The sequence below is a fragment of the Actinoallomurus sp. NBC_01490 genome (assembly GCF_036227085.1).
In the GTDB taxonomy this organism is placed as follows: Bacteria; Actinomycetota; Actinomycetes; order Streptosporangiales; family Streptosporangiaceae; genus Actinoallomurus; species Actinoallomurus oryzae.
Map to the genome: position 1 here is coordinate 6,391,985 of NZ_CP109433.1, position 21,843 is coordinate 6,413,827.

Sequence of the window (21,843 nt, forward strand, 5' to 3'; positions counted from 1 at the left end):
GATGCGCTGGGACGCTCTGTCACTCGACGGCCAGGAGCCGGGCCTGTTCGGGCCGCCGGTCACGGTCGACACGCCCGAGTTCCGCGGGATCACCTTCCACGAGATCCGCGCCAAGTCGATCATCAACAAGGTGCCCGGCACCTCACGGGTGCCATTCACCTGGACGATAAATCCCTACCGAGGATGCAGTCATGCGTGCACCTATTGCATATACGGCGAAACGCCAATTCTCATGGCAAATGGGCGCACCAAGCCGATTCGGGACATACGCATCGGCGATGCCATTTACGGCACGGAAGTCAAGGGCTCCTATCGTCGGTACGTCGCGACGGAAGTGCTGGCGCACTGGAAAACGACCAAGCCAGCTTATCGCATCCGCCTGGAGGACGGCACTGAGCTGATCGCAAGCGGCGATCACCGATTCTTGAGCGACCGCGGATGGAAGTACGTCACCGGCACGGAGCACGGCACCGACCGACGCCCGCACCTGACGCGTAATAACAAGTTGATGGGGACAGGAGGGTTCGCCGCTCCTCCTAAGAAGGACGCGGACTACCGGTTCGGCTATTTGTGCGGAATGATCCGCGGCAACGCGAATCTCGGGTCGTACACGGCTTCCACCGGCCAGAAGATCTACCGATTTCGGCTGGCCCTGGCCGATCAGGAGGCCCTGCATCGCACGCGTTGTTTCCTTGAGGACTTCGGTGTTCCCACCAAGGAGTTCCTCTTCCAAGACGCCACCGATACGCGGCGGGCGATGCGTGCCATCCACAATCAGAGTAAGGCAGGAAACGACGTCGTCAGGGACCTCATCGCCTGGCCCCGCATCACGACGGACGAATGGCGCAAGGGGTTCCTCGCCGGCATCTTCGACGCCGAGGGAGACTGCTCACACGGGATCCTGCGTATCACGAACGGCGACGCCGACATCATCCAAGCGATCACCAGCGGCCTCGAGCATTTCGAATTCGACTATGTCATCGAGGCCGTGGAGAGGCCGAACCTGCGGCCGGTGCGCGTCGTCCGGCTGCGGGGCGGTCTCGCCGAACGATTGAGGTTCCTCCACCTGACCGATCCCGTGATCACCCGTAAGCGGGACATCGCAGGCGTGGCGCTCAAGAGCAGCGCCGAGCTGGGCGTCGCGTCCGTCGAGGCGATCGGCATGGACGTACCGATGTACGACATCACCACGGGGACGGGCGACTTCATCGCGAACGGCGTCGTCTCCCACAACTGCTTCGCCCGCGGCACCCACAAGTACCTGGACTTCGACACCGGTCACGACTTCGACTCCCAGATCGTGGTGAAGGTCAACGCGCCCGAGCTCGTGCGCCGGGAGCTGGCCGCGCCCCGGTGGGCCGGCGAGCACATCGCGATGGGCACCAACGTCGACTGCTACCAGCGGGCCGAGGGCCGCTACCGGCTGATGCCCGGCATCATCGAGGCGCTGCGCGACCACGCCAACCCCTTCTCCATCCTCACGAAGGGTTCGCTGATCCTGCGCGACCTCCCACTGCTGGAGGAGGCCGCCGAGCGCACCGAGGTGGGCGCGGCCGTGTCGGTCGGCTTCGTCGACAAGGAGCTGTGGCGGCTGATCGAGCCGGGCACGCCGAGCCCGCTCAAGCGCCTGGAGGTGTGCGCCACGCTGGTGGAGCACGGCATCGGCTGTAGCGTGCTGATGGGCCCGATCGTGCCGTACCTGACCGACACGCCCCGGCAGCTGGAGGCGGCGGTCCGGCGCATCGCCGAGGCCGGCGCGTCGTCGGTGTCGCCGATCGTGCTGCACCTGCGCCCGGGCGCCCGCGAGTGGTTCATGCGCTGGCTGCGCGAGTGCCGTCCCGAGCTGATCGCCCCCTACGAGCGGCTGTACGGGCGCGGCGCGTACGCGCCCAAGGACTACCAGCGGCGCATCTCCGCCAAGGTCGCCGAGCTGGCCGAAAAGCACGGCATCACCGGCCGCCGCGACCCCCGCCGCCTGCCGGCCCCGCCGGCCGCGCCCCGGCCGGTCGCCGAGCAGCTGCCGCTGCTGTGAGTCGGTAGGGTGAGGCGGCGTGGAGGTCTATGAGCGCCGCGCCGGGGAGAACGGCGAGCTGGTGCTGCGCGGCGACGGCCGGCACTTCGAGATCATCAGCAACGGCGTGTTCCTCATGGACACCCGCGCCGGTGAGTCCGAGCGCCTGCTGGTCCGCGCCCCGCTGGAGTGTCTCGCGCGGCCCGCGGACGTCCTCATCGGCGGGCTGGGCGTCGGTTTCACCCTCGCCGAGGCGCTGCGCTGCCCGTACGCGCGCTCGGTGACCGTGATCGAACGCGAGCCGGCGGTCATCGGCTGGCACGAGAGTCATCTGCGGCCCTTCTCCGGCGGCGCCCTGTCCGATCCGCGCGTGCGCGTCGAACACGCCGACCTGGCGGCGTGGCTGCGCGCGGGCACGGCCGCGTTCGACGTGGTGTGCCTGGACATCGACAACGGCCCCGACTGGACCGTCACCGACGGCAACGCCGCCCTGTACGGGCCGGAGGGCCTGGCGCTGGTGGCCGGGCGCCTGCGGCCCGGCGGCGTGCTGGCGGTCTGGAGTGCCGGTGTCGCGCCGGCGTTCGAGGCGCTGCTGCGGGAGCGGTTCACCGGCGTCACCGCCCGCCCGGTGGCGGTGCCGCGCGGCGAGCCCGACGTGGTCTACCTGGCCTCGGTGCGCTCGGCGTAGCGCGCGGCCAGTTCCTCGGTACGGTCCTTCGGCCAGGGGCAGTGGGTGACGCCGCGCAGGTGGTCGGCGAACACCTCCAGCTGGGTGTGCCAGGCGGCCAGCGCGGTGGCGGGTTCACCGGCCAGGCCGGTCTGGGTGAGCACGACCCGGGTGCCGGCCGGGTGACCGCCGGTCAGCTCCCAGCGCACCCGCCCGGCCGGTGCGCCGTCGCGGAGCCAGGTGTATTCCAGCAGCTCTTCCGCGCGGACGGCGGTGAGGGCGCCCGCCGGGACGTAGGCGTTGGTGGCGGGCAGCGGCGGCGGGTCGCCGATGGCCGGAGCCGCCGCCTCCCCGGTCCGCGTCAGCGCCGGCCAGACCTGCCCGGCCGGATGGGGCAGCATCCGCTCGAACCGGATCGTGCCGCTGCCGGCGTGGAAGGTGCCCTCGCCCAGGCCGAACGCCGCCACGTAGGCGTCGTGGCGTTCGGCGTAGTGCTCCGGCTGGATGAGCGACCCCTCGACCGGCCCGGCGAGGGTCTTCTCCAGCGCGCCGAGGCAGGTGTCCCAGCCGGTGGCGAAGCTGCCGGCCATGGGCCGGTCGGCGAAGGTGTGGGTGAAGACCAGCCGGGTGCCCGAGCCGTCGGGTGTCAGCTCCATGCGCAGGGCGTCGCCGTTCCAGGTGAGGGCGAAAACCCGCGGTGGGTCCAGCTCGATGACCTCCCCTTCGTCCGGCGCCGCCTCCCCGGCGGGGTAGGTGTAGCGGATCCGGCCGCCGGGGCGCGGGTCCATCTCGACGATGGCGGGGAACCAGTGCGCCATCTGCTCCGGGTCGGTGACCGCCCGCCAGACCTTCTCCACCGGGTGCGCGAGGCGGCGCTCGAACCGCAGGACGCTGCGCCCGTCGATGGTGTGCAGGGTCGCGTTCATGAGTCGTCTCCCGTCCGCCGGGACGGGCCGGCCGGCGTGTCGCCCGGCCCGTCGTCCGGCATCGCGTCCAGGTGTCGTTCGAGGGCGTCCAGCGAGCGTTCCCACAGCCGCCGGTACGGCCGCAGCCACGCGTCGATCTCGGCGAGCGGCTCGGGCCGCAGTTCGTACCAGCGGCGCTGCGCCTCGGCACGGACGCGCACCAGACCGGCCTCGCGCAGCACCCGCAGGTGCTTGGAGGTGCCGGGCTGGGTGAGGCCGAGGACCTCGGTCAGCTCCGCGACGGGCCGGGGCCGCTCCAGCAGCAGATCGAGGATCCGCCGCCGCGTCGGCTCGGCGAGCACATCGAATGGTGCGGTCATGCAGGGAGCATACCCACACAGATATATACGCTTCAAGGCATATAGCGGCCGCCGACGGTCACCGGCGGTCGGCGAGGAAATCCACGATCGCCGCGACGAATTCCGGTGTGGCGGGCGCCGTCTGGTGATCTCCGGGCACCACGGCGCGAGTGCCGTGCGGCAACGCCGCGACCAGCTGGTCGACCGAATCGGCGCGCGTGTCATCGCCGCCCATCGCGACGAGCGTCGGCACCTGGATGCGGCCGAGCGCCTCCTCGGGTGTGGCGACCATCGAGTCCAGCACGTGGAGCAGCGCGACCGGGTCGTCGCCGCTCGACCGGAACCACTGCACGGCCCGCTCCTCCGGCGAGCCCGGCTCGAACGTCTCCGTCCCGGCGAAGATCCGCCGCAGGAACTCTCCGGCCCCGCCTCCGAAGCCGAGCACCTGACGCAGGCCCTGACCCGCGACCACCGCCCGGCCGGGTGTCGCACCGCGCGCCAGCATCCCCACCACGATGCGCGCCCCGAGCGAGTAACCGCCGAGGTCGTAGTCGTCCAGCCCCAGGTGCTCGACGAGGGCCAGGCCGTCGTCGGTCAGGACGTCGGCGGGGTAGGCGGAACGGTCCCGGGGTTTCTCGCTCCTGCCGTGCCCGCGGAAATCCGGCATGATCACGCGATGGCCGTGTGCCGCGATCGTCTCGGCCTGCCCGTGACGCAGCCACATCGTCGCGTCTCCGCTGATGCCGTGCAGCAGGATCAGCGGTCTCCCCTCACCCACCTCCCGGTAGGCGAGGCGCACGCCGTCACGGCCGGAGAAGAAGGACACGGCGGGACTCGGCATGTGCCGGAGCGTATACCCGCCGGAACCGGCCCGGTGGCGGGTCCGGTGGCGGGTCCGGTGGCGGGTCCGGTGGCGCCGGAACACCCGGCCGGGCCCGTCGGCCCTCCGGGTCGCTCCCCGTCAGTGGTGGCGCCTCGCCGGCGAGCCGACCCGACGGGCGCCGACCGCCCGGAATCCGGTGACGGCGGCTGCCGCACGCCCCCGGCCGCGGCGCTCAGTAGTAGCCCTCGACCGGGACGCGGGCCTCCTCGTACAGCGCCGGGCCCTCCTGGGGCACCTCCGGCCATCCGCCGCCCGGTTTGAGACCGGCGAGCTGTTCGTCCGACAGCGCGTACACCACGCGGCCCAGGCCGGAGCGGGCGATCGCTCCGGTGCACATCTGGCACGGCTGGCAGCTGGTGTACATCGTGGTGGCCGCCGCGGTCGCGGGGTCGAGCTCGCGCGCCGCCCAGCGGGCCAGCTTCAGCTCCGGGTGGGCGCTGATGTCGGCGCCGGTGACGGTCGTGTTGCGCTCCTCGGCGAGGATCTGCCCGTCCGGGCCGGCCAGCAGCGACCCGAACGGCGGGTCGCCCGCCGCGCGCGCCTCGGCGGCCAGGGCGATGGCCCGGCGCAACAGGTCATCGGGGTCCAGGGGCATGGTTCACTCCGATCGGTCGGGGGTGAAGGAGGCGGCGACGGCCGCGAGCGCGCGCCAGGCCTCACGTGGGCGGCGGGTCTCCTCGGGGTCGCCGTTGAAGGGGTCGAGCACGACGGTTTCGGCGCCGAGCCGGCGCAGCTCGTCCAGGTCCGCGACGATCTGCTCGAGGGTGCCCTCGCCGGCGAGCCGGTCGGGGCCGGTGACCGGAGCGCAGGTGAGCCGCAGGGCGATGCGGGGCGCCAGCGCGGGAACGGGCCGCCCCTGGTCCCGCGCGGTGGCGGTGAGGCGTTCGCGCGCCTCCCGCAGCCACGGCAGGGTGACCCGCAGCGGATGCCAGGCGTCGCCGAGCGTCACGGCCCGGCGGATGCCCGCGTCGCTGTTGCCGCCGACCCACAGCGGGATCGCCCCGGCGCGGTAGTCGGCCGTGTCGGCCCAGGCGGCCCGTACGGCGCGCAGGTGCTCGTCGGTGAGCCGGCCGCGTTCGCCGTACGGCACGCCGAGCGCCGCGAACTCCTGCCGGGCCCAGCCGACGCCCACGCCGAGGACGAGACGGCCCCCGCTGAGGTCGTCCAGGTTGGCGGCCATGCGGGCCAGCAGCAGCGGATGCCGGTACGGCACGATGACCACGGTGGTGCCGAGCCGCAGCCGTTCGGTCACGCCGGCCAGCCACGACAGCGTGGTGAACGGCTCGTAGAACGGCGCCGGGTACTGCTCGGCCACGTCGGGTGTCACCGCCACGTGGTCGGAGACCATCAGCAGGTCGAAGCCGAGTCCCTCGACCGTACGCGCCCAGTCGCGCAGCACGCCGGGATCGGTGCCGGGCCCGAAGTTGGGGACGTTCACGCCGAGTTTCATCGCTTCACGGTATCCAGACGATCACCCCTGACGTAAGGGACCATTCCCGGTACTAAGGCCGGTTCGCCGTTGATCTGCCGGTATATTCGCGTCATGGCCGAGGACCTCGACGCGACGGACTGGGCGATCCTGGCGGAGATGCAGCGTGAGGGCCGGATTCCGCTCACGGAGCTGGGCCGGCGGGTGAGCCTCAGCGCCTCGGCGGTGACCGAGCGTGTCAGGAGGCTCGAGGCCGCCGGCGTCATCACCGGGTATCGGGCCGAGGTGGACCTGGAGAAGGTCGGGTATCCCGTGCTCGCCGTCGTCCGCCTCAAGTATCCGGGCAACCGTCACGAGCCGCTGCACCGGCTGCTCGACGAGCGCGACGAGATCCTCGAGTGTCTGCGGACCACGGGCGATGACTGTTACACGCTGAAGGTCGCGGCGGCCTCGATGACCCATCTGGAGAGGATCGTCGGCGAGCTGACCGACTTCGGCAGCACCGCCACGAACATCGTCTACCGCCAGACCCTGCCCTTCCGCGGTCCCCGGGCGGCCCCGCCGACCTGAGATCCGCTCCGCGCCCGGCCCGGGGTACGGTGACGCGGACGGCGGGGAGGAGACGGTCGGGTGCGAGCGGTGGTGTTCGAGGAGTTCGGGCGGATGCCGGAGCTGCGGGAGGTGCCCGATCCGGTGCCGTCGCCGGGCGGGGTGGTGATCAGGGTCGCGGCGACCGGGCTGTGCCGCAGCGACTGGCACGGGTGGATGGGCCACGACTCCGGCATCGCGCTCCCCCACGTTCCCGGGCACGAGCTGGCCGGGGTGGTCGAGGCGGCCGGGCCGCGGGTCGCCGGGTGGCGGGCCGGGGACCGGGTGACGGTCCCGTTCGTGTGCGCGTGCGGGCGCTGCCCGGCGTGCGCGGCCGGGGAGCAGCAGGTGTGCGAACGCCAGACCCAGCCCGGGTTCACCCACTGGGGTTCCTTCGCCGGGTACGTCGCCGTGGAGAACGCCGACGTGAACCTGGTCGCGCTGCCCGAGGGGCTCGGTTTCGCGGCGGCGGCCGGCCTCGGCTGCCGTTTCGCGACCGCCTACCGTGCGCTGACCGCGCACGGGCGGGCCGCGCCGGGGCAGTGGGTGGCGGTGCACGGCTGCGGCGGCGTCGGCCTGTCCGCGGTGATGATCGCGGCGGCGGCCGGCGCGCGGGTGGTGGCCGTCGACGTCTCCCCCGCCGCGCTGGAGCTGGCCCGCGCGTTCGGCGCCGAGGCGTGCGTCCGGGGCCCGGACGGCGTGCCGGAGGCGATCGAGGAGGTCACCGCAGGCGGCGCGCACGTGTCCCTGGACGCGCTCGGCGACCCGCGGACCTTTGCGAACTCGATCGCGTGCCTGCGCCGCCGCGGACGGCACGTCCAGGTGGGCCTGCTGCCGCCGGAGGCGGGCCCGGCGGCGCCTCCGATGGACCGGGTGATCGCCTATGAGCTGAGCGTGCTGGGCAGCCACGGCATGCCCGCCCACGCGTACGGGCCGATGCTGGACCTGGTCGCCGCGGGCACGCTGCGCCCGGACCGCCTGATCACCGCCACGATCGGGCTGGCCGAGGCGCCGGCGGCGCTGGCGGCCATGGGGACCGTGGGAGCCGCCCCGGCCGCCGGCGTCACGATGATCGAACCGTGGTCCGGTAGTCCTTGAGCGCGATCGCGTTGGCGGCCCGGTGGATGGGCGCGACCGCCTTCGCCATGATCCATTCCTTGCCCGGCAGCCTGTCCAGGAGCCCGAGCATCGCCATCGAGACGCGGACCTGCCCGCGCGTGCGCATCACCATCCGCTTGATGTTGGCCGGGCCGAGCTTCTGGTTCGCCTCGGCGAACGGCCGCATCTCCCGCTCATAAGCCGCGAACCCGGCGTGGTGGTCCCCGCCGGCCGCGGCCAGTTCGCCCGCCAGGACGTACGCGCCGACCAGGGCCAGGCTGGTGCCCTGGCCGGACGCCGGTGAGGCGCAGTACGCGGCGTCGCCGAGCAGGACGATCCGGCCCGCCGACCACCGGTCCATGCGGACCTGGCTGATCGAGTCGTAGTACAGATCCGGCGCGGCGGCCGCCGAGGCGACGAAGCGCGGCACCTCCCAGCCCTCCCCGCCGTAGACGGAGGCCAGGGCGCTCCGCCGGCCCGCGCGGTCGCTCGGTTCACCGCTCAACTCGGCGGAGCCGAACAGGAACATCGCCTTGGCGCCCTCCTGCCCCGCGGTGCTGTAGGCGAGCATCGTCTTGCCGGGGCCGACGTAGGTGACCTCCTCGCGATCCAGCCCGAGATGGTTGGGCACGTCGCAGATCGAGATGCGGTAGCCCAGGTCGTGGACGAACCGCTCCTGCGGTCCGAACGCCAGCGCGCGGGTCACCGAGTGCAGGCCGTCCGCGCCGACCACCAGGTCGAAGGTGCGGCTCCGCCCGCTCTCCAGGTCGACCTCGACCCCGTCGGGCGTCTCGCGCAGGGCGGTGATGGAGTCGCCGAAAAGGTAGGTGACCGACTCCGCGGTCCGCTGGTACAGCAGGCGGTGCAGGTCACCGCGCAGGATCTCGGCGTCGCCGTGGGTGCGGCCGCCGAAGGTGTCACCGTCCATGCTCGCCACGCTCTTGCCGACCGCGTCGACCACGGTGCCGCGCCGCACGTCGGTGCGCAGCGCGCGGATCTCCTCCAGCAGGCCCATGCGCTCGGCGACCGTGAGCGCCGCGCCCCTGATGTCGACCTTGTAGCCTCCCGCCCGGATGGCGGGGGCGCGTTCCACGACGGTCGGCGTGAAGCCGTGCTGCCGCAGCCAGTGGGCGAGGGTGACGCCCGCGATGCCGGCACCCGAGATCAACACATTGACGTTCTTCATCCTCACGGCTCCTTGCCACTGCCTCGTCCGAGGCCGAGCGCCTCGCATGACTCCGACGATACGACGCATTTAGACATTTGTGCAAGACGGATGTCTTAGACATTCGTTCGATCGGCGCGGTAGAGTCGGCGGCATGGGCAATCGCGAGGATCTGCTGGACGGCGCCCGGCGCTGCCTGCTGGAGAAGGGCTACACGCGGACGACCGCACGCGACATCGCGCAGGCGTCCGGGGTCAGTCTCGCCGCCATCGGCTACCACTTCGGGTCCAAGGACGTGCTGCTGAACGAGGCGCTGCGCGGCGCGATCGAGGAGTGGGGCGACCAGATCGCCGCGGCGATGGCCGCCGCGACCCCCGCCGACGCGGACCCGGCCGAACGATTCGCGGCGACCTGGGCGAACATCCTCGACACGTTCGCCACGACCCGGCCGCTGTGGGCGGTCCAGTTCGAGGTCCTCGCCCACATCGAGCGCACCCCGGAACTGCGCGGCGTCTTCGCCGCCGCCAACCGGCAGGCCCGCCTGGGCCTGGCCGAACTGTTCGGCGTCGACGCGGCCTCGCTCGGCCCGCACCGGACCGAGATGATCGGCGCGTACCTGCAGGCCCTGCTGTCGGGCACGGCCGCCCAGTGGCTCATGGACCCCGGCGGCGTGCCGTCGGCGGCCGACCTGCTCGACGCCGTACGTGTCTTCTCCGCCGAGCTGGGCCCCTACGCCACCGGTGCCCGGCCGGCCGCGGAGTAGGACCGGCCGGGGCCTCTAGTCGGTCCGGCGGAACTGGGCGATCGCGCCGGCGAGAAGGCCGGCGCCCAGCGCGATGACCAGGCCGACCTCCAGCAGCGGAGGCACGTGCCAGCCGAACCAGGTGACGCCGGGGTTGAACCGGGCCTTCAGCGCGGGGCTCGCGGTGATGTGGGCGAACACCGCGTGCCGCAGCGGGTCGACCGCGTAGGTCAGCGGGTTGATCCGGGTCAGGACGCTCAGCCAGGCCGGCAGGCCCGACAGCGGGAACAGCGCGCCGGACAGGAACATCATCGGCATCATCGCCATCTGCATGATGCCGAAGAAGGACTGCATCCGCCGGATCCGCGCGGCCAGCACCACACCGAACGCGGTGATGGTGAACGCCCCGGTGAACATCACCGCGATCAGCGTCAGGATCATCACCGGGTCGTAGGGCACTCCGGCCAGGCCGGCCAGCGCGAGGATCACCACGCCCTGGAACTGGCGACGACCGCGCCGCCGAGGACCTTGCCGACCACGATCGCGGTCCGGCCGACCGGCGCGACGAGCATCTCCCGCAAGAACCCGAACTCCCGGTCCCACACGATCGAGGCGGCCGAGAACATCCCGGTGAACATCACCGACATCGCGATGACGCCGGGGAAGATGAAGGTCTTCAGGTTCACCGTGCCACCGCCGGAGACCAGGGACCCCAGGCCGGTGCCCAGCACGAGCAGGTACAGCACCGGCTGGATCACCTGGGAGATCATGCGGCTGCGGTCGTAGAGGAAACGCAGCAGCTCACGGTGCAGGACGATCTTCACGGCGCGCAGGTCGTGAGCCAGGCCGCGGCGTGCCACGTGCACCCGCGCGACGTTCACCGGGGCCCGTACGTCGGTGGTCATCGGCTCACCTCCTCATCATCCGGCGGGCCAGGTCCGCCGAGCCGGCCTCGGCGTCGCGGATCGTCGTGCCGGTGTAGTTCATGAACACGTCATCGAGGGAGGGCCGGGCGACGTGCACCGACCGGATCGGCACGCCCAGCTCGGCGAACAGCCGCGGCACGAACGCCTCGCCGGAGGCCACCGCGAAGGTAACTCCAGATCGCGGCGCGGGTCCGGGGGTCCAGGCCGACCGTCGGCTCGTCCAGGAACAGCACCCGCGGCGAGTGCAGCAGGCCACGGGCGATCTCCAGGCGCCGCCTCATGCCGCCGGAGAACGTCTCGACCTTGTCGTCCTTGCGGTCGGCCAGATCGACCATCGCCAGGACCTGGCCGATCCGCCCGGTCATCGCCTCGCGCGGCAGCCCGTACAGCTCGCCGTGGAAGCGCAGGTTCTGCTCGGCGGTCAGGTACGCGTCCAGGGTGGGGTCCTGGAAGACCAGCCCGATGTCGCGGCGCACCTCGTCGCGCTCGGCGACGATGTCGTGGCCGGCCACGTACGCGGTGCCGCCGCTGGGACGGACCAGCGTGCACAGCATCCCGATCGTGGTGGTCTTGCCCGCGCCGTTGGGGCCCAGGAACCCGAACACCTCCCCCCGGCGTACCTCGAACCCGACGCCCTTGACGGCCGCCAGGTCGCCGTACCGCTTCGCCAGGCCCTCCACCGCGATGGCCGGGCCCGCGCCGGTCACGGTCACTCCCCCTCTCCGGGGTCTTCGGCGAGCAGCCGGTACAGCGACCGGCGCGCGTCGGCCAGGATCCGCCCGGCCCGCTGGTGCTGGTCGGGCGTGCCGGCCTGCGCGACCTGCCGCAGGGCCATGGCCAGCCGCACGAACAGCGCCCGCAGGTCGACCACCTCCTCGCTGACCGACTCGGCCACCGCCGCCCAGGGCTCGGCGAGCGCCTCCTCGTGCGCGGCCACGTGCGCGCGGCCCTCGTCGGTGAGCTGGTACGTGCGCCGCCCCGCCTCCTCCTTGGCCCGGACCAGCCCCTCGTCCTCCAGCTGCTGCAACGCCGGGTAGACCGAGCCGGGGCTGGGCCGCCAGAGGCCGTGGCTGCGCTCGGCGATCTCCTGGATGATCTGGTAGCCGTTGCGCGGGCCCTCGGCGAGCAGCGCCAGGGCGGCGGCGCGCACGTCGCCCTTCCTGACCTTCGGCGCGACACCGGGCGGCAGCACGCCCGGACCGAACAGATCCGGCATCGGCGGCATGCCGGGAGGGGGAGGCGGCGGCGGAACCGGCGGCGGGAAGGGCACGCCGTGCGGCCCATGCGGACCGCCGACCGGTCCCTGTGGCCCATGTGGACCGGGGGGACCCGGTGGGCCACCGCCCGGGGCGTTCGCGGACAGGAATACGGCCGGGTCCATCCCACCCGGCAGCCAGTCGTCCATGCCCTCACCTCCACGTGATCATCTAGACATATTAACGATATATCTAGAGGGTTCGCCGAACAAGGTCCGGCGTCACCGGCGACGGGCGTTGACCACACCCGGCCGCAGGCGGGCCCGGCGACGGCGCGCCGGCCCAGGCCGGGAGGGGCCTCCACGGCCCCACGAAATGCAAAGGTCACGCGTGTTTGAACAGGTTCAAAAATCCCGTACAGTGGTTCGGGTGAACGTCGCTGTGGGAATCCCCGACCGGCTCACCGTCCGGACCACCGTCGTGTCCGGCGGCGTCTCAGCACACGAAGACCTGGTGGCGCGCCTCCCCCACTCCGAGGCGCTCGCCTGGGTCCGGCACGGCGAGGGCCTCGTCGGCTGGGGCGAGGCGGCGCGGCTCGTCCTGCCGGGCGGCGAGGACCGCTTCACCCGCGCCCGCGAGTGGCTCGCCTCCGTGTTCGCCGCCGCGTCGGTCGAGGACCCGCTCGGCATCCCCGGATCGGGCCCGGTCGCCTTCGGCAGCTTCTCCTTCGACCCCAAGTCCGGCGACTCGGTGCTCATCGTCCCGCGCGTCGTCCTCGGCCGCCGCGACGGCCACGCCTGGTACACCACGATCGGCGACACCCCCGAGCCACTGGCGCTGGTACGCCCGCCCGTACCCCCCACCGGCGTCCGCTGGGCCGACGGCGCCGTCGACGCCTCCCGCCACATGCGCGCCGTGGCCGCCGCCGTCGAACGCATCCGCGCCGGGCACCTGTCGAAGGTGGTGCTGGCCCGCGACCTTCTGGCGACCGCCGACTCCCCCATCGACACCCGCGTCCTGCTGCGCCGCCTCGCCGACCGCTTCCCCTCCTGCTACACCTTCGCCTGCGCCGGCCTCGTCGGCGCCACCCCCGAACTCCTCGTCCGCCGCATGGGCGGGCAGGTCGAGTCCCTCGTACTGGCCGGCACGATCGCCCGCGACACCGCCGACGAGGTCTCCGCCGCGACCCTGTTCGCCTCCGCCAAGGACCGCGAAGAGCACGCCTACGCCGCCGACATGGTCCGCGCCGCCCTCGCCCCACTGTGCCGCGAGCTCACCGTGCCCGACGAGCCGGAACTGCTCCGCCTGTCCAACCTCATCCACCTGGCCACGCCCGTACGGGGACGGCTGAGCGAAGAACGCTCCGTCCTCGACGTCGTCGCGGCCCTGCACCCCACACCCGCCGTCGGCGGCACGCCCACCACCGACGCGCTGGAGACCATCCGCGAGCTGGAGCTGATGGAACGCGGCCGCTACGCCGGGCCCGTCGGCTGGATCGACGCCCACGGCGACGGCGAATGGGGCATCGCGCTGCGCTGCGCCCACGTCGAGGGCACCCGCGCCCGCCTGTACGCCGGCGGCGGCATCGTCGCCGGCTCCGACCCGGCCGCCGAACTCGCCGAGACGCAGACCAAGCTGCGCGCCATGCGCCACGCCATCGACGGCTGAGACCCCGCGAGGGCCCGCGGCTCCCCCGCCGCGAGGCTCGGCGCACCGGTGGTCAGCGGCGGTGGCCCTTCGCGTGTTCTTGCAGCCGGTCACCGGACAGCAGGGTGCCGGCCTGCTTGATCTGGCGGTGGATGGGGCTCACCTCTGCCGCCTCGACGCCGGGGAGGGCGCCGACACGGTCGGAGGTGAACGCGAAGAGCTCCTCCAGGTCCCGGCAGCGGACGAGCGCGTGCAGATTGTCCTTGCCGGACATGGCGGCGGCGAAGCCCACTTCGGGCATCTGCGCCAGCGCGCGCCCCACGGACTTGGTCTTCGACGGGTGCACCCGCAGCCAGAGGTTCGCCCGGGCGTGGTATCCCAACGCCGCCGGCGAAAGCTCCACGTGGATGTGAACGACGCGCTCGGCGACGAGCGTCTGCAGCCGCCGGGACGCCCGGCCCGGGGTGAGGCCGGCCGCCGCCGCGAGGTCGACGAGGCTGGCACGCCCGTCGGCGGCGAGGGCCGCCAGCAGCCTCTCGTCGTGATCTCGCAGATGCGGCGATCGGCTCACGACCACGGCGGACTCGGTGAAGGGGCTGCCGGCCGACCCGAGTCGCGCTTCCTGCTCAGGCGTCAGCACTCCGGTGAGCGCGGCCCAGTAGTGGCCTCTGCCGCCGAGGAACTTACGGAGCATGACGGAGGATTCGAGGTCGAGCACGGCGGTCGCGCGCGGGAGCTTGTGCCCGAGCAGGTCCTCGCGTTCCTCCTGCGACCGTGACCGCACCCAGCAGGTGACCTCGGCGCCGGCCGCGCTCAGCGCGACCCAGCCGACGTCGTCCCGGTCCGCGAGAGCCTCGGCGATGGCCGCGCCGCTGCCGGGCCGGCACCGAAGCCGCACCATCCACTGGCTCTGGCCGAGAGCGCCCGGGTCGACGACTCCGGTCACCCGCAGCACGCCCGTGCGTCGCATCCGCCCGTACCGGCGGGACACGGTCGGCTCGGACAGCCCGAGCACCGCCGCCATCGTCGCGAACGGGACCCGGGGATCGATCTGCAGGGCCCGGATGATCTGAAGGTCGGTCGCCTCCAGTGTGAAAGGATCCGCCATTTGAACCGCTGGCATATCAATGATCGTACAAGCACGGGCGGATCCGAGGCACTCCTCCACAGCCGTGCGCCGACACTGAAGCGCACACAAGTGAAGGAGTGTTCGATGCGTAAGTGGTCACCGCTCGTCGCGGTGTGTCTGGGCACGTTCATGTTGCTGGTGGACGTGACGATCGTGAACGTGGCCCTGCCCGACATGGCCGTCGATCTGCGGACGTCGTTCAGCGCGCTGCAGTGGGTCGTCGACGGCTACGCCCTGGCGCTGGCCGCGCTGCTGATGGGCGCCGGCGGGCTGGCGGACCGGATCGGCCACCGCCTGGTCTATCTGGCCGGGCTGGTGGTGTTCGCGCTGGCCTCGCTGGCCTGCGGCCTCGCACCGGATCCCACGGTGCTCATCGTCTCCCGGGTGGTGCAGGGCGTGGGCGGCGCGGCGATGATCGCCACGACGTTCGCGCTGCTGAACGGCTCCTACACCGGACGCGAACGCGGCATGGCGTACGGAATGTGGGCAGCCGTGTCGGGTGCCTCCTCGGCGGTCGGGCCGTTGATCGGCGGTCCGCTGACCGAGGGGCTGTCGTGGCGCTGGATCTTCTTCGTCAACCTTCCGGTGAGTGCGGTGGCCATCGCCCTGGGCCTGCGCGTGCTGCGCGACGGACAGGCCCGGCACGCCCGTCGCATCGACCTCGTCGGTGTCGTGGTCTTCTCGGCGGCGATCGGCTCCGTGACGTTCGGGATGGTCTCGGCCGGTGAGCACGGCTGGGGCGCCCCGAGCTGCTGGCCGGCGCTCTGTGCCGGTGCGGCGTTGCTGCTCACGTTCCTGGTCGTCGAGACCCGGACCGCCGAGCCGCTGCTCGAGCCGTCACTGCTGCGCAACCGGGTCTTCAGCGGCGTCCTCATCGCGGCTCTCCTGCTGAACTTCGCCGCGTACGTGTCGTTGACCTACTCCTCGATCTGGATGCAGTCGGTCCTGCGCCTCACGCCGGTGACGGCCGGTCTGGTCGCTCTGCCGATGTCGGGAGCCGCGTTCGCCGCCTCGGCCTTGCTCGGACGCGTCATGCACCGGCTGCGGCCGGGCAACGTGATCGCCGGCGGGATCCTGCTCGTCGGCGTCGGTGACCTTCTCGGCTTCGCGCTCGTGCACGCGTGGGCGTCGTGGCCGGCGCTGCTGCCCGGCTTCTTCGTCGTCGGGCTCGGCGTCGGCCTGGCCACGCCGCCGCTGAGCTCGACCGGCACGGCCGCGGTACCGGCCCAGCGCGGCGGGATGGCGGGCGGCGCGATATACACCGCCCGGCAGGCGGGCGTCGCGTTCGGCATCGCGCTGCTCGGCAGCGTCTTCACCGCCGGCGCGCACCACACCCTCGCCGGCCGGCACATCGAGTCCGCGGGCTCGGCCGCTCACGACGTCGCCGGTGCGCGGAGCGCCGACCTGCTGCGCTCGGCGCCCGCGGGCTCACGCCACCTCCTCGACGAGGCGATCCACGCCGCGGCGGCCAACGGCATCGCGACCCTCCTCGCCGTCGCCGGACTCGTGGGCGTCGCCGGCGCCCTGATCTCCTTCCTCATGCTGCGAGAACGACCCGTGCCCGAGACCGTGGCCGAAGCGCGACCGGAACGGGTCCTGGCCGAGTAGCGTCCGCGCACGCGACACGTGGCCACGGCGGCCACGCCGAGCCCACGGCCGAGGACACGCCCGTCGGCGGCACCGTGACAAAAGACCGGCGGTCTGTAATCTGGCGGCATGGCGACCTTCCAGCGGGCCCGCAGCGCGGAGCAGCGCGCCGAGCGGCGGCGCGCGATCCTGGACACCGCGGTCGCCATGCTCGCCGAGATGCCCGCCGGCCGCCTCACCCTCAACGAGCTGAGCCGCCGCGCCGGCCTGGCCAAGTCCAACGTCCTGCGCTACTTCGAATCCCGCGAGGAGATCCTCCTCGAACTCCTCGACGCCGCCGTCGCCGCCTGGCTCAACGAGGTCACCACCGGCCTGGACGGCGACGGCGGCGCCCGCGCCGCGACCGCCGAACGCGCGACCCGGCTGAGCTCGGCCCTGGCCGCCTCACTCGCGGCACGCCCGATGCTGTGCGACCTGATCAGCGCCCAGGCCGCCGTGCTGGAGCACAACGTCTCCCTCCCGGTCGTCCTGCGCCACAGGCACCGCCTCACCCACCACGTCGCGGCCCTCGCCCGGCTCATCCGCCGGCACCTGCCCGAACTCGCCGCACCGGACGCCGACTGGCTCGCCGGCACCATCGTCATGGTCACCGGCTCCCTGTGGGCCCACGCGAACCCCTCCGGCGCCGTCCGCGCCGCCTACGAGGCCGACGCGTCCATCGCCGCCCTGCGCATCGACTTCGCCGACCGCCTGCAGACCACCCTCACCGTCCTCATCGCCGGCCTGCTGACGCGCCGTAGGTGACCGCTTCAGGCGAACACCGTTCCCGTCTCGGTGAACAGGCCGTCCAGCACGCGCAGGGCACGCCAGGCCTTCGTCATCCCGAACAGGGCGGAGAACCGCACCACCGCACGGACCTGGTCGGCGGTGGCACCGGAGGCGAACGCGCGCGTCACATGGGCACGGAAGCTCTCCTCCAGCGTCTGGTAGAGCACGTCGACGGTCATCGTTGCGTACGCGCGCTCGCGCGGACTCAGGCGCCGCATGCCACCGCGCATCCGGGACTGCAGGTCCATGTAGTCGCCGAACGCGTCGTCGAGGCCGCGCACCGCCCGCCGCATCGGCGCCGGAATCGGACTGCCCGAGCCGTCGGCGTTCGTCTCGTGCCCCTCACCCGTGGGCTCCACGCCCAGCTTCCGCTCGATCTCCACCAGGCGGTCCAGGGCCGCTGCGGCCGCGGGATAGCCGCTGTCGTAGGCGATGAAGCGCAGCAGCTCCCGCAGGTCATCGCCTGACACGCCGTACCGCGACGCCATCGTCACGTGCTCTTCGAACGGCAGGCCGAGCGTCTGCTGGCAAACGTCGGCGACCAGGCAGAGCAGGACCTTCTCGCGCGGGGACAGCTCACCGGTCCCGTCCCAGAGCGCGCGATCGGTGGCGGCGCTCATCTCGGCGAACACCGGATCCGGCGCCTGGGTCCCGGAGGGGAGGTTCATGGTCGTCCCTTCGTAACTGAACGGCTGTAGTGCTACGACTGTAGCGCGACACGTGCGGCTCTACAATGGCGAATCATGGAAAAGACCTCCCCGGCCCGAGGACGGAACCCGCGGGGACAGGGCGCGCGACTGAGAGAGGAAATCGTCTCGGTCACGCTCCGGCTCCTGGACGAGCTGGGCGATGACCAGGCGCTGTCACTGCGCGCGGTGGCCCGCGAACTCGGCATCGCGGCGACCTCGGTCTACATCCACTTCGACGACCGCGACCAACTCGTCCTGGCGACGCTGGAGCGCTTCCACCGCGATCTCATGCGGGCCATCGACCAGGCCGAGGCCGGCGCCGCCGGCCCCGTGGGAAAACTGCGCGCCCGGGTGCTGCTCCTCGGCGAAGTGGTCAACCGGCATCCGGGACTCTACAAAGTACTGCACGAGAGCACGCTCAACCAGCGCACCGCCATGGCCTTCAAACAGGACCTCGCCGAGCGCACCACGACCGCCGTCCAGCGCTGCATGGACGCCGGGCTGGCTCCCGCCGACGACGCGGCGACGGTGTCACTGGACCTGCGCGCCGCCGTCCACGGCGCCGTGTCGCTGCGCATCAACCAGCCCGACCTGCCCTGGACACCCCTGGAAGAACAGGTCGACCGATTTCTGGTCAAGCTCGTCGGCATCTCGCCTCAAGCCCTGCCACACCGGCACGCCGTACGGCCCCGGTTCGCCGACGGCACGGACACGTGATCGCGCGCCCAGCCCCGGTGCCGGACCAGGTCTGAGGAGCGCGTCCGGCACACCTCATCCTGCGAGCTCGCTCCCCGCGAGTGCCATCGGTGTCGCCGCACGGCGGTCCGTGGAATCTCGCGAGGTCGGCGTCGTTGACGGACATTGCCCACGGCGGACAATCGAGGCGAGAGCGATGCCTGTGCCCCGGGGAGGTCAACATGATCGCGACCCGACGAGGCGCGTCCGTCTTAGGCGCGCTCCTGATGGTGGCGGGGGGATGCTCGTCCGGCGGCTCCAAGCCTTCGGCCGGCGGTGCCGGGCAGCGGTCGGCCAACGCGTGCGTGTCCGCCGTGACCAAGGACGCACTGCCCGCTTGGGCGAGGACGGGTTTTCGCGGCGACGGCTCAGGAGTCCCTCACGTCTTCAGCGAACACGGCGACCTCGTCGCCATCCTGTTCGACTATCCGCTGATGGCCTCCGCCGACCCCAACGTGGCCAACAAGATCCTCTGGGCCTCACGCTTGCCGCAGCAGCCGATGCAGCCGTTGACGATCAAGGCCGTACCGGGTGGGGGGAAGTTGCCCGTGGAGCGGGAGGTCCCCGGCGGCCCTGGACCCTCAATGGTCAACCTGCCCAAGGCGGGATGCTGGCACCTGAGGATGAACTGGTCTGGGCACACCGACGCCATGGCGCTGGAATTCGGCTGATCCGGCCTCATCGGTGGCATCAACTCGCCCAGAAGGTGACATCTCCCCCGGATAAGGTCGTCAGCATGACTCGATGGATCGAACTCGACGGCGCGGTCAACGTCCGTGACATGGGCGGGCTCGTCACCTCCGACGGCGGCACCCTCCGCCCCGGCCGGCTGCTCCGCTCGGACAACCTCCAGGGGCTCACCCCCGCCGACGTCGACCGTCTCGTGACCGACATCGGCGTCCGCCACGTCATCGACCTGCGCAGCGACACCGAAGTCACCATCGAAGGCCCCGGCCCGCTCACCCGCGACCCCCGCGTGACGATCCACCACCTGTCCCTGTTCGCCGAAGGCGGCGGCCTCACCGACGTCGACGCCGACACGCCTCCCGCCGGCGGCGGTGTCGACACCGACAAGATCCTCCCCTGGCAGAACCGCCCCGAAGAGGACGGCCAGGAGAGCGAACGCAGCGTCGGCCACTACCTGGCCTACCTCGCCGACCGCCCCGGCTCCGTCGTCGACGCGCTCCGCGTCATCGCCCAGGGACCCTCGATCGTCCACTGCGCCGCCGGCAAGGACCGCACCGGCGTCGTCACCGCCCTCGCCCTGGACGTCCTCGGCGTCCCCCGCGACCGCATCGTCGCCGACTACGCCGCCACCGGCGACCGCCTCGAGGCCATCCTCGCCCGCCTGCGCAGCAGCCCCACCTACGCCCAGGACCTCGACTCCCGGCCCGCCGACACCCACATGCCGCACGCCTCCACGATGGAGAAGTTCCTCGCCGTCCTCGACGAACGCCACGGCGGGCCGCTCGGCTGGCTCCGCCACCACGGCTGGACCGACGACGACACCGCCGCCCTCCGCACCGCCCTACGGACCTGACCGGAAGCAGCGGAACGACAACGCGCGCCGAGCCGTCACCCGCCGGCCTCCTCAGGCGGAAAGCCGTTCAGCATCGCGGCGAGACCGAGCTCGAAGTGGTCGTCGGCCTCGGTGGCGTCGGCGGCCTCGGCCAGCACGTTGTAACCGGGATCACCGGGGCGGGGCCTCCGGCTACGATCGGCGGCCCCGAGCCGCAGCACGGCGACGCTCAGGGCATGCCCGAGCGTGTACTCCCGCAGGCAACGGACGATCTGAAGGCCCCGGCCGGGCGGAAAACCCGCCTCCCGCAGCTTGTCGATCATCTTGACGCCCGTGTCGATCGACGTACGCGAGCGGATCGGCCGCGTCGCGAAGACGGTGACGGCGTTCGGATGACACAGAAGCGCGTCGCGGAGCCGGCGGCAGTACTCCTGCGACACCTCCCGCCAGGTGCCCTCCCAGGGCAGCGTGGCGACCTGAAGCTCGTCGAAGATCGCCTCGGCGACGGCGTCGAACAGCGCCTCCTGATCCTCGACGTGGCGGTACACGGCCATCGGATCGACCCCCAGCGCGGCGCCGAGCCGGCGCATGGAGAACCTCGCCAGGCCGTCGGAGTCGATCAGGGCCAAGGCCGCGGCGACGATGGAGTCCCTGGTCAGCGGCGCCCGGACCCGTCGCGACGGCGCCGTACCGCCCGTACGGCCCTTGCGGGTCATGAACCCTCCTTCATGAGGACCACCGGTCCAGGAGCGTGAGGAGCCGCGCCGTGAACTCCCGCGGCCCCTCCTGATAGGCCGTGTGCCCTCCGGGGAACCGCTCACACGACACACCCAGCCGATCGGCGAGGACGAGCGCGGGCCGATGATAGGGGCGGCCGACGCTGTCATCGCCGACGGCCGTGCACCAGCGGACCGCGGTCCCACCGAGTGCGGAAAGGTCGGGCCGGTACGCGAAGCAGAACTCCGGCAGTTCACGCCGGATGAGCAGATCGGTGTTGCCCAGGATGCGCGTCATGGATGACGGCTCGCGCCGGGTGACACTCCGCGCGACCGCGCCGAGCAGAAGCCCGACGCGGGAGGCCGCGGCGATCGCCACCCGCCCCCACGCGGAACGGAAGATCCACGGCGGGTCGGGCAACGTCATCGCACCGAACGCGGCGAACGCGCGCATGACGCCCTTCTCCCGGCCCAGCCGGGCGATGTCCTGCAGTTCCCGCCGTTCGCGACTGTCATCGGGCAGGACCTGGACGAGCGGAGGCTCATGGGCCACCGCTCCCAGCAGCCGGTGGGCGTGCCGGGCCACCAGCTCCACGACGATGATCGCGCCGCCGCTGTTGCCGAACACGAAGGCCCGGTCGATCCCGCAGTGGTCCAGGATCGACACGACGTCCTCGGCCTGTTCGGCAACGCCGATCGGACCGCCGGGCTCCTCCAGCGGGCTGCGCGAGTTCCCCCGCCGGTCGAACGTGATCACGGTGAACCGCCCGGCCAGCAGCGGAACGATCTCCTCGTACATCGCCGCGTCGCCCCCACCGCCCGAAATGAGCACCAGCGCCGGCCCCCGCCCGGCCCGCTCGACGTGGAGCCGCGCCCCCTTCACCTGAATCAGCTCCGTCGTGACATCCACCGTCTCCGCGCTTCCTCACTCACCGTCGACGTCTACACCGTAGACAAGCGTTGTCTACACTGTAGACCACACGGCGGCCGCAGACGGAACCCAGGAGATATCGGCGACGAAAGA

Annotated in this window: 25 protein-coding genes; 11 read left to right on the forward strand and 14 right to left on the reverse strand. The window is 72.1% G+C overall.

Translation table 11 applies throughout. The features are described from left to right. The first annotated feature begins 1 nt into the window (after window position 1). A complete protein-coding gene (locus tag OG417_RS29895) occupies window positions 2-2,032 on the forward strand; it encodes an intein-containing Rv2578c family radical SAM protein (RefSeq protein WP_329235545.1) in 2,031 nt (676 codons plus the stop codon). Between the two features lie 19 nt (window positions 2,033-2,051). Next, window positions 2,052-2,699: a spermidine synthase gene (locus OG417_RS29900; protein WP_329235548.1), complete on the forward strand. Its 648-nt coding sequence runs from the start codon at window positions 2,052-2,054 to the stop codon at window positions 2,697-2,699. On the opposite strand, the gene OG417_RS29905 is transcribed toward OG417_RS29900, so the two are convergent. From OG417_RS29905 to OG417_RS29925, 5 genes are all read right to left on the reverse strand, one after another. Then, window positions 2,672-3,604, reverse strand: coding sequence for an SRPBCC family protein (locus OG417_RS29905; protein WP_329235551.1), 933 nt, complete (start codon window positions 3,602-3,604; stop codon window positions 2,672-2,674). The genes OG417_RS29900 and OG417_RS29905 overlap by 28 nt on opposite strands. After that, the gene (locus OG417_RS29910) at window positions 3,601-3,963 is read right to left on the reverse strand and encodes an ArsR/SmtB family transcription factor (RefSeq protein ID WP_329235554.1); all 363 of its coding nucleotides are present in this window, start codon (window positions 3,961-3,963) and stop codon (window positions 3,601-3,603) included. Before OG417_RS29910 ends, OG417_RS29905 begins: the two co-directional genes overlap by 4 nt. Window positions 3,964-4,021: 58 nt before the next feature. Then, window positions 4,022-4,783 (reverse strand): alpha/beta fold hydrolase, encoded by a 762-nt coding sequence (locus tag OG417_RS29915; protein ID WP_329235557.1) that lies wholly within the window; start codon window positions 4,781-4,783, stop codon window positions 4,022-4,024. Window positions 4,784-4,997: 214 nt separating this feature from the next. Further along, complete coding sequence (locus tag OG417_RS29920; protein ID WP_329235560.1) at window positions 4,998-5,420, reverse strand: nucleoside deaminase; 423 nt, start codon at window positions 5,418-5,420, stop codon at window positions 4,998-5,000. A gap of 3 nt (window positions 5,421-5,423) precedes the next feature. Next, window positions 5,424-6,275: an LLM class flavin-dependent oxidoreductase gene (locus OG417_RS29925; protein WP_329235563.1), complete on the reverse strand. Its 852-nt coding sequence runs from the start codon at window positions 6,273-6,275 to the stop codon at window positions 5,424-5,426. A gap of 93 nt (window positions 6,276-6,368) precedes the next feature. Here OG417_RS29925 and OG417_RS29930 point away from each other — a divergent pair, with 93 nt between their 5' ends. Together OG417_RS29930 and OG417_RS29935 are read left to right on the forward strand one after the other, a co-directional pair. Then, complete coding sequence (locus OG417_RS29930) at window positions 6,369-6,824, forward strand: Lrp/AsnC family transcriptional regulator (RefSeq protein WP_329235566.1); 456 nt, start codon at window positions 6,369-6,371, stop codon at window positions 6,822-6,824. 60 nt (window positions 6,825-6,884) lie between these two features. After that, on the forward strand, window positions 6,885-7,940 hold the full coding sequence (locus OG417_RS29935; protein WP_329235569.1) for a zinc-dependent alcohol dehydrogenase family protein: 1,056 nt from the start codon (window positions 6,885-6,887) through the stop codon (window positions 7,938-7,940). Here OG417_RS29935 and OG417_RS29940 read toward each other — a convergent pair. Next, the gene (locus OG417_RS29940; protein WP_329235572.1) at window positions 7,906-9,126 is read right to left on the reverse strand and encodes an FAD-dependent monooxygenase; all 1,221 of its coding nucleotides are present in this window, start codon (window positions 9,124-9,126) and stop codon (window positions 7,906-7,908) included. The two genes, OG417_RS29935 and OG417_RS29940, sit on opposite strands and share 35 nt — an antisense overlap. A 133-nt stretch (window positions 9,127-9,259) precedes the next feature. On the opposite strand from OG417_RS29940, the gene OG417_RS29945 reads away from it, so the two are divergent. Continuing rightward, the gene (locus OG417_RS29945; protein ID WP_329235575.1) at window positions 9,260-9,868 is read left to right on the forward strand and encodes a TetR/AcrR family transcriptional regulator; all 609 of its coding nucleotides are present in this window, start codon (window positions 9,260-9,262) and stop codon (window positions 9,866-9,868) included. Window positions 9,869-9,883: 15 nt separating this feature from the next. Here the strand turns inward: OG417_RS29945 and OG417_RS29950 are convergent, their stop codons facing one another. From OG417_RS29950 to OG417_RS29965, 4 genes are all read right to left on the reverse strand, one after another. Continuing rightward, on the reverse strand, window positions 9,884-10,339 hold the full coding sequence (locus OG417_RS29950; protein WP_329235578.1) for an ABC transporter permease: 456 nt from the start codon (window positions 10,337-10,339) through the stop codon (window positions 9,884-9,886). Next, a complete protein-coding gene (locus tag OG417_RS29955; RefSeq protein WP_329235581.1) occupies window positions 10,333-10,752 on the reverse strand; it encodes an ABC transporter permease in 420 nt (139 codons plus the stop codon). Before OG417_RS29955 ends, OG417_RS29950 begins: the two co-directional genes overlap by 7 nt. A gap of 89 nt (window positions 10,753-10,841) precedes the next feature. Continuing rightward, window positions 10,842-11,480 carry an ATP-binding cassette domain-containing protein gene (locus OG417_RS29960; protein WP_329235584.1) on the reverse strand — a complete coding sequence of 213 codons (639 nt, stop codon included), beginning with the start codon at window positions 11,478-11,480 and terminating at the stop codon, window positions 10,842-10,844. Window positions 11,481-11,482: 2 nt separating this feature from the next. Beyond that, entirely contained in the window at window positions 11,483-11,989 is a 507-nt protein-coding gene (locus OG417_RS29965; RefSeq protein ID WP_329235586.1) for a PadR family transcriptional regulator, read from the reverse strand. A 409-nt stretch (window positions 11,990-12,398) separates the two neighbouring features. Between OG417_RS29965 and OG417_RS29970 the strand changes: the two genes are divergently transcribed. After that, entirely contained in the window at window positions 12,399-13,637 is a 1,239-nt protein-coding gene (locus OG417_RS29970; RefSeq protein ID WP_329235589.1) for an isochorismate synthase, read from the forward strand. A 52-nt stretch (window positions 13,638-13,689) separates the two neighbouring features. On the opposite strand, the gene OG417_RS29975 is transcribed toward OG417_RS29970, so the two are convergent. Then, complete coding sequence (locus tag OG417_RS29975; protein ID WP_329235592.1) at window positions 13,690-14,739, reverse strand: Lrp/AsnC family transcriptional regulator; 1,050 nt, start codon at window positions 14,737-14,739, stop codon at window positions 13,690-13,692. A gap of 90 nt (window positions 14,740-14,829) precedes the next feature. On the opposite strand from OG417_RS29975, the gene OG417_RS29980 reads away from it, so the two are divergent. Continuing rightward, the gene (locus OG417_RS29980; protein WP_329235595.1) at window positions 14,830-16,353 is read left to right on the forward strand and encodes an MFS transporter; all 1,524 of its coding nucleotides are present in this window, start codon (window positions 14,830-14,832) and stop codon (window positions 16,351-16,353) included. A gap of 108 nt (window positions 16,354-16,461) precedes the next feature. Continuing rightward, window positions 16,462-17,136: a TetR/AcrR family transcriptional regulator gene (locus OG417_RS29985; RefSeq protein WP_329235598.1), complete on the forward strand. Its 675-nt coding sequence runs from the start codon at window positions 16,462-16,464 to the stop codon at window positions 17,134-17,136. Between the two features lie 5 nt (window positions 17,137-17,141). Here the strand turns inward: OG417_RS29985 and OG417_RS29990 are convergent, their stop codons facing one another. Then, window positions 17,142-17,828, reverse strand: coding sequence for a carboxymuconolactone decarboxylase family protein (locus OG417_RS29990; protein WP_329235601.1), 687 nt, complete (start codon window positions 17,826-17,828; stop codon window positions 17,142-17,144). Window positions 17,829-17,903: 75 nt separating this feature from the next. Between OG417_RS29990 and OG417_RS29995 the strand changes: the two genes are divergently transcribed. The 3 genes from OG417_RS29995 to OG417_RS30005 all read left to right on the forward strand — a co-directional run bounded on the left by OG417_RS29995 (window position 17,904) and on the right by OG417_RS30005 (window position 20,124). Then, entirely contained in the window at window positions 17,904-18,566 is a 663-nt protein-coding gene (locus tag OG417_RS29995; protein ID WP_329235604.1) for a TetR/AcrR family transcriptional regulator, read from the forward strand. A 200-nt stretch (window positions 18,567-18,766) separates the two neighbouring features. Continuing rightward, window positions 18,767-19,255 carry a hypothetical protein gene (locus OG417_RS30000; RefSeq protein WP_329235607.1) on the forward strand — a complete coding sequence of 163 codons (489 nt, stop codon included), beginning with the start codon at window positions 18,767-18,769 and terminating at the stop codon, window positions 19,253-19,255. Between the two features lie 65 nt (window positions 19,256-19,320). Beyond that, on the forward strand, window positions 19,321-20,124 hold the full coding sequence (locus tag OG417_RS30005; RefSeq protein WP_329235610.1) for a tyrosine-protein phosphatase: 804 nt from the start codon (window positions 19,321-19,323) through the stop codon (window positions 20,122-20,124). Window positions 20,125-20,159: 35 nt separating this feature from the next. Here OG417_RS30005 and OG417_RS30010 read toward each other — a convergent pair whose 3' ends face one another. Then, complete coding sequence (locus OG417_RS30010) at window positions 20,160-20,819, reverse strand: TetR/AcrR family transcriptional regulator C-terminal domain-containing protein (RefSeq protein WP_329235613.1); 660 nt, start codon at window positions 20,817-20,819, stop codon at window positions 20,160-20,162. 10 nt (window positions 20,820-20,829) lie between these two features. After that, window positions 20,830-21,729, reverse strand: coding sequence for an alpha/beta hydrolase (locus tag OG417_RS30015; protein WP_329235616.1), 900 nt, complete (start codon window positions 21,727-21,729; stop codon window positions 20,830-20,832). Between the last annotated feature and the right edge of the window lie 114 nt (window positions 21,730-21,843).

Coding starts and splice junctions, on each gene's coding strand:
- OG417_RS29895 (WP_329235545.1), top strand. CDS start 2: ATGCGCTGGGACGCTCTGTCACTCGACGGCCAGGAGCCGGGCCTGTTC.
- OG417_RS29905 (WP_329235551.1), bottom strand. CDS start 3,604: ATGAACGCGACCCTGCACACCATCGACGGGCGCAGCGTCCTGCGGTTC.
- OG417_RS29910 (WP_329235554.1), bottom strand. CDS start 3,963: ATGACCGCACCATTCGATGTGCTCGCCGAGCCGACGCGGCGGCGGATC.
- OG417_RS29915 (WP_329235557.1), bottom strand. CDS start 4,783: ATGCCGAGTCCCGCCGTGTCCTTCTTCTCCGGCCGTGACGGCGTGCGC.
- OG417_RS29920 (WP_329235560.1), bottom strand. CDS start 5,420: ATGCCCCTGGACCCCGATGACCTGTTGCGCCGGGCCATCGCCCTGGCC.
- OG417_RS29925 (WP_329235563.1), bottom strand. CDS start 6,275: ATGAAACTCGGCGTGAACGTCCCCAACTTCGGGCCCGGCACCGATCCC.
- OG417_RS29930 (WP_329235566.1), top strand. CDS start 6,369: ATGGCCGAGGACCTCGACGCGACGGACTGGGCGATCCTGGCGGAGATG.
- OG417_RS29940 (WP_329235572.1), bottom strand. CDS start 9,126: ATGAAGAACGTCAATGTGTTGATCTCGGGTGCCGGCATCGCGGGCGTC.
- OG417_RS29945 (WP_329235575.1), top strand. CDS start 9,260: ATGGGCAATCGCGAGGATCTGCTGGACGGCGCCCGGCGCTGCCTGCTG.
- OG417_RS29955 (WP_329235581.1), bottom strand. CDS start 10,752: ATGACCACCGACGTACGGGCCCCGGTGAACGTCGCGCGGGTGCACGTG.
- OG417_RS29965 (WP_329235586.1), bottom strand. CDS start 11,989: ATGCCGGATCTGTTCGGTCCGGGCGTGCTGCCGCCCGGTGTCGCGCCG.
- OG417_RS29975 (WP_329235592.1), bottom strand. CDS start 14,739: ATGCCAGCGGTTCAAATGGCGGATCCTTTCACACTGGAGGCGACCGAC.
- OG417_RS29980 (WP_329235595.1), top strand. CDS start 14,830: ATGCGTAAGTGGTCACCGCTCGTCGCGGTGTGTCTGGGCACGTTCATG.
- OG417_RS29985 (WP_329235598.1), top strand. CDS start 16,462: ATGGCGACCTTCCAGCGGGCCCGCAGCGCGGAGCAGCGCGCCGAGCGG.
- OG417_RS29990 (WP_329235601.1), bottom strand. CDS start 17,828: ATGAACCTCCCCTCCGGGACCCAGGCGCCGGATCCGGTGTTCGCCGAG.
- OG417_RS29995 (WP_329235604.1), top strand. CDS start 17,904: ATGGAAAAGACCTCCCCGGCCCGAGGACGGAACCCGCGGGGACAGGGC.
- OG417_RS30000 (WP_329235607.1), top strand. CDS start 18,767: ATGATCGCGACCCGACGAGGCGCGTCCGTCTTAGGCGCGCTCCTGATG.
- OG417_RS30005 (WP_329235610.1), top strand. CDS start 19,321: ATGACTCGATGGATCGAACTCGACGGCGCGGTCAACGTCCGTGACATG.
- OG417_RS30010 (WP_329235613.1), bottom strand. CDS start 20,819: ATGACCCGCAAGGGCCGTACGGGCGGTACGGCGCCGTCGCGACGGGTC.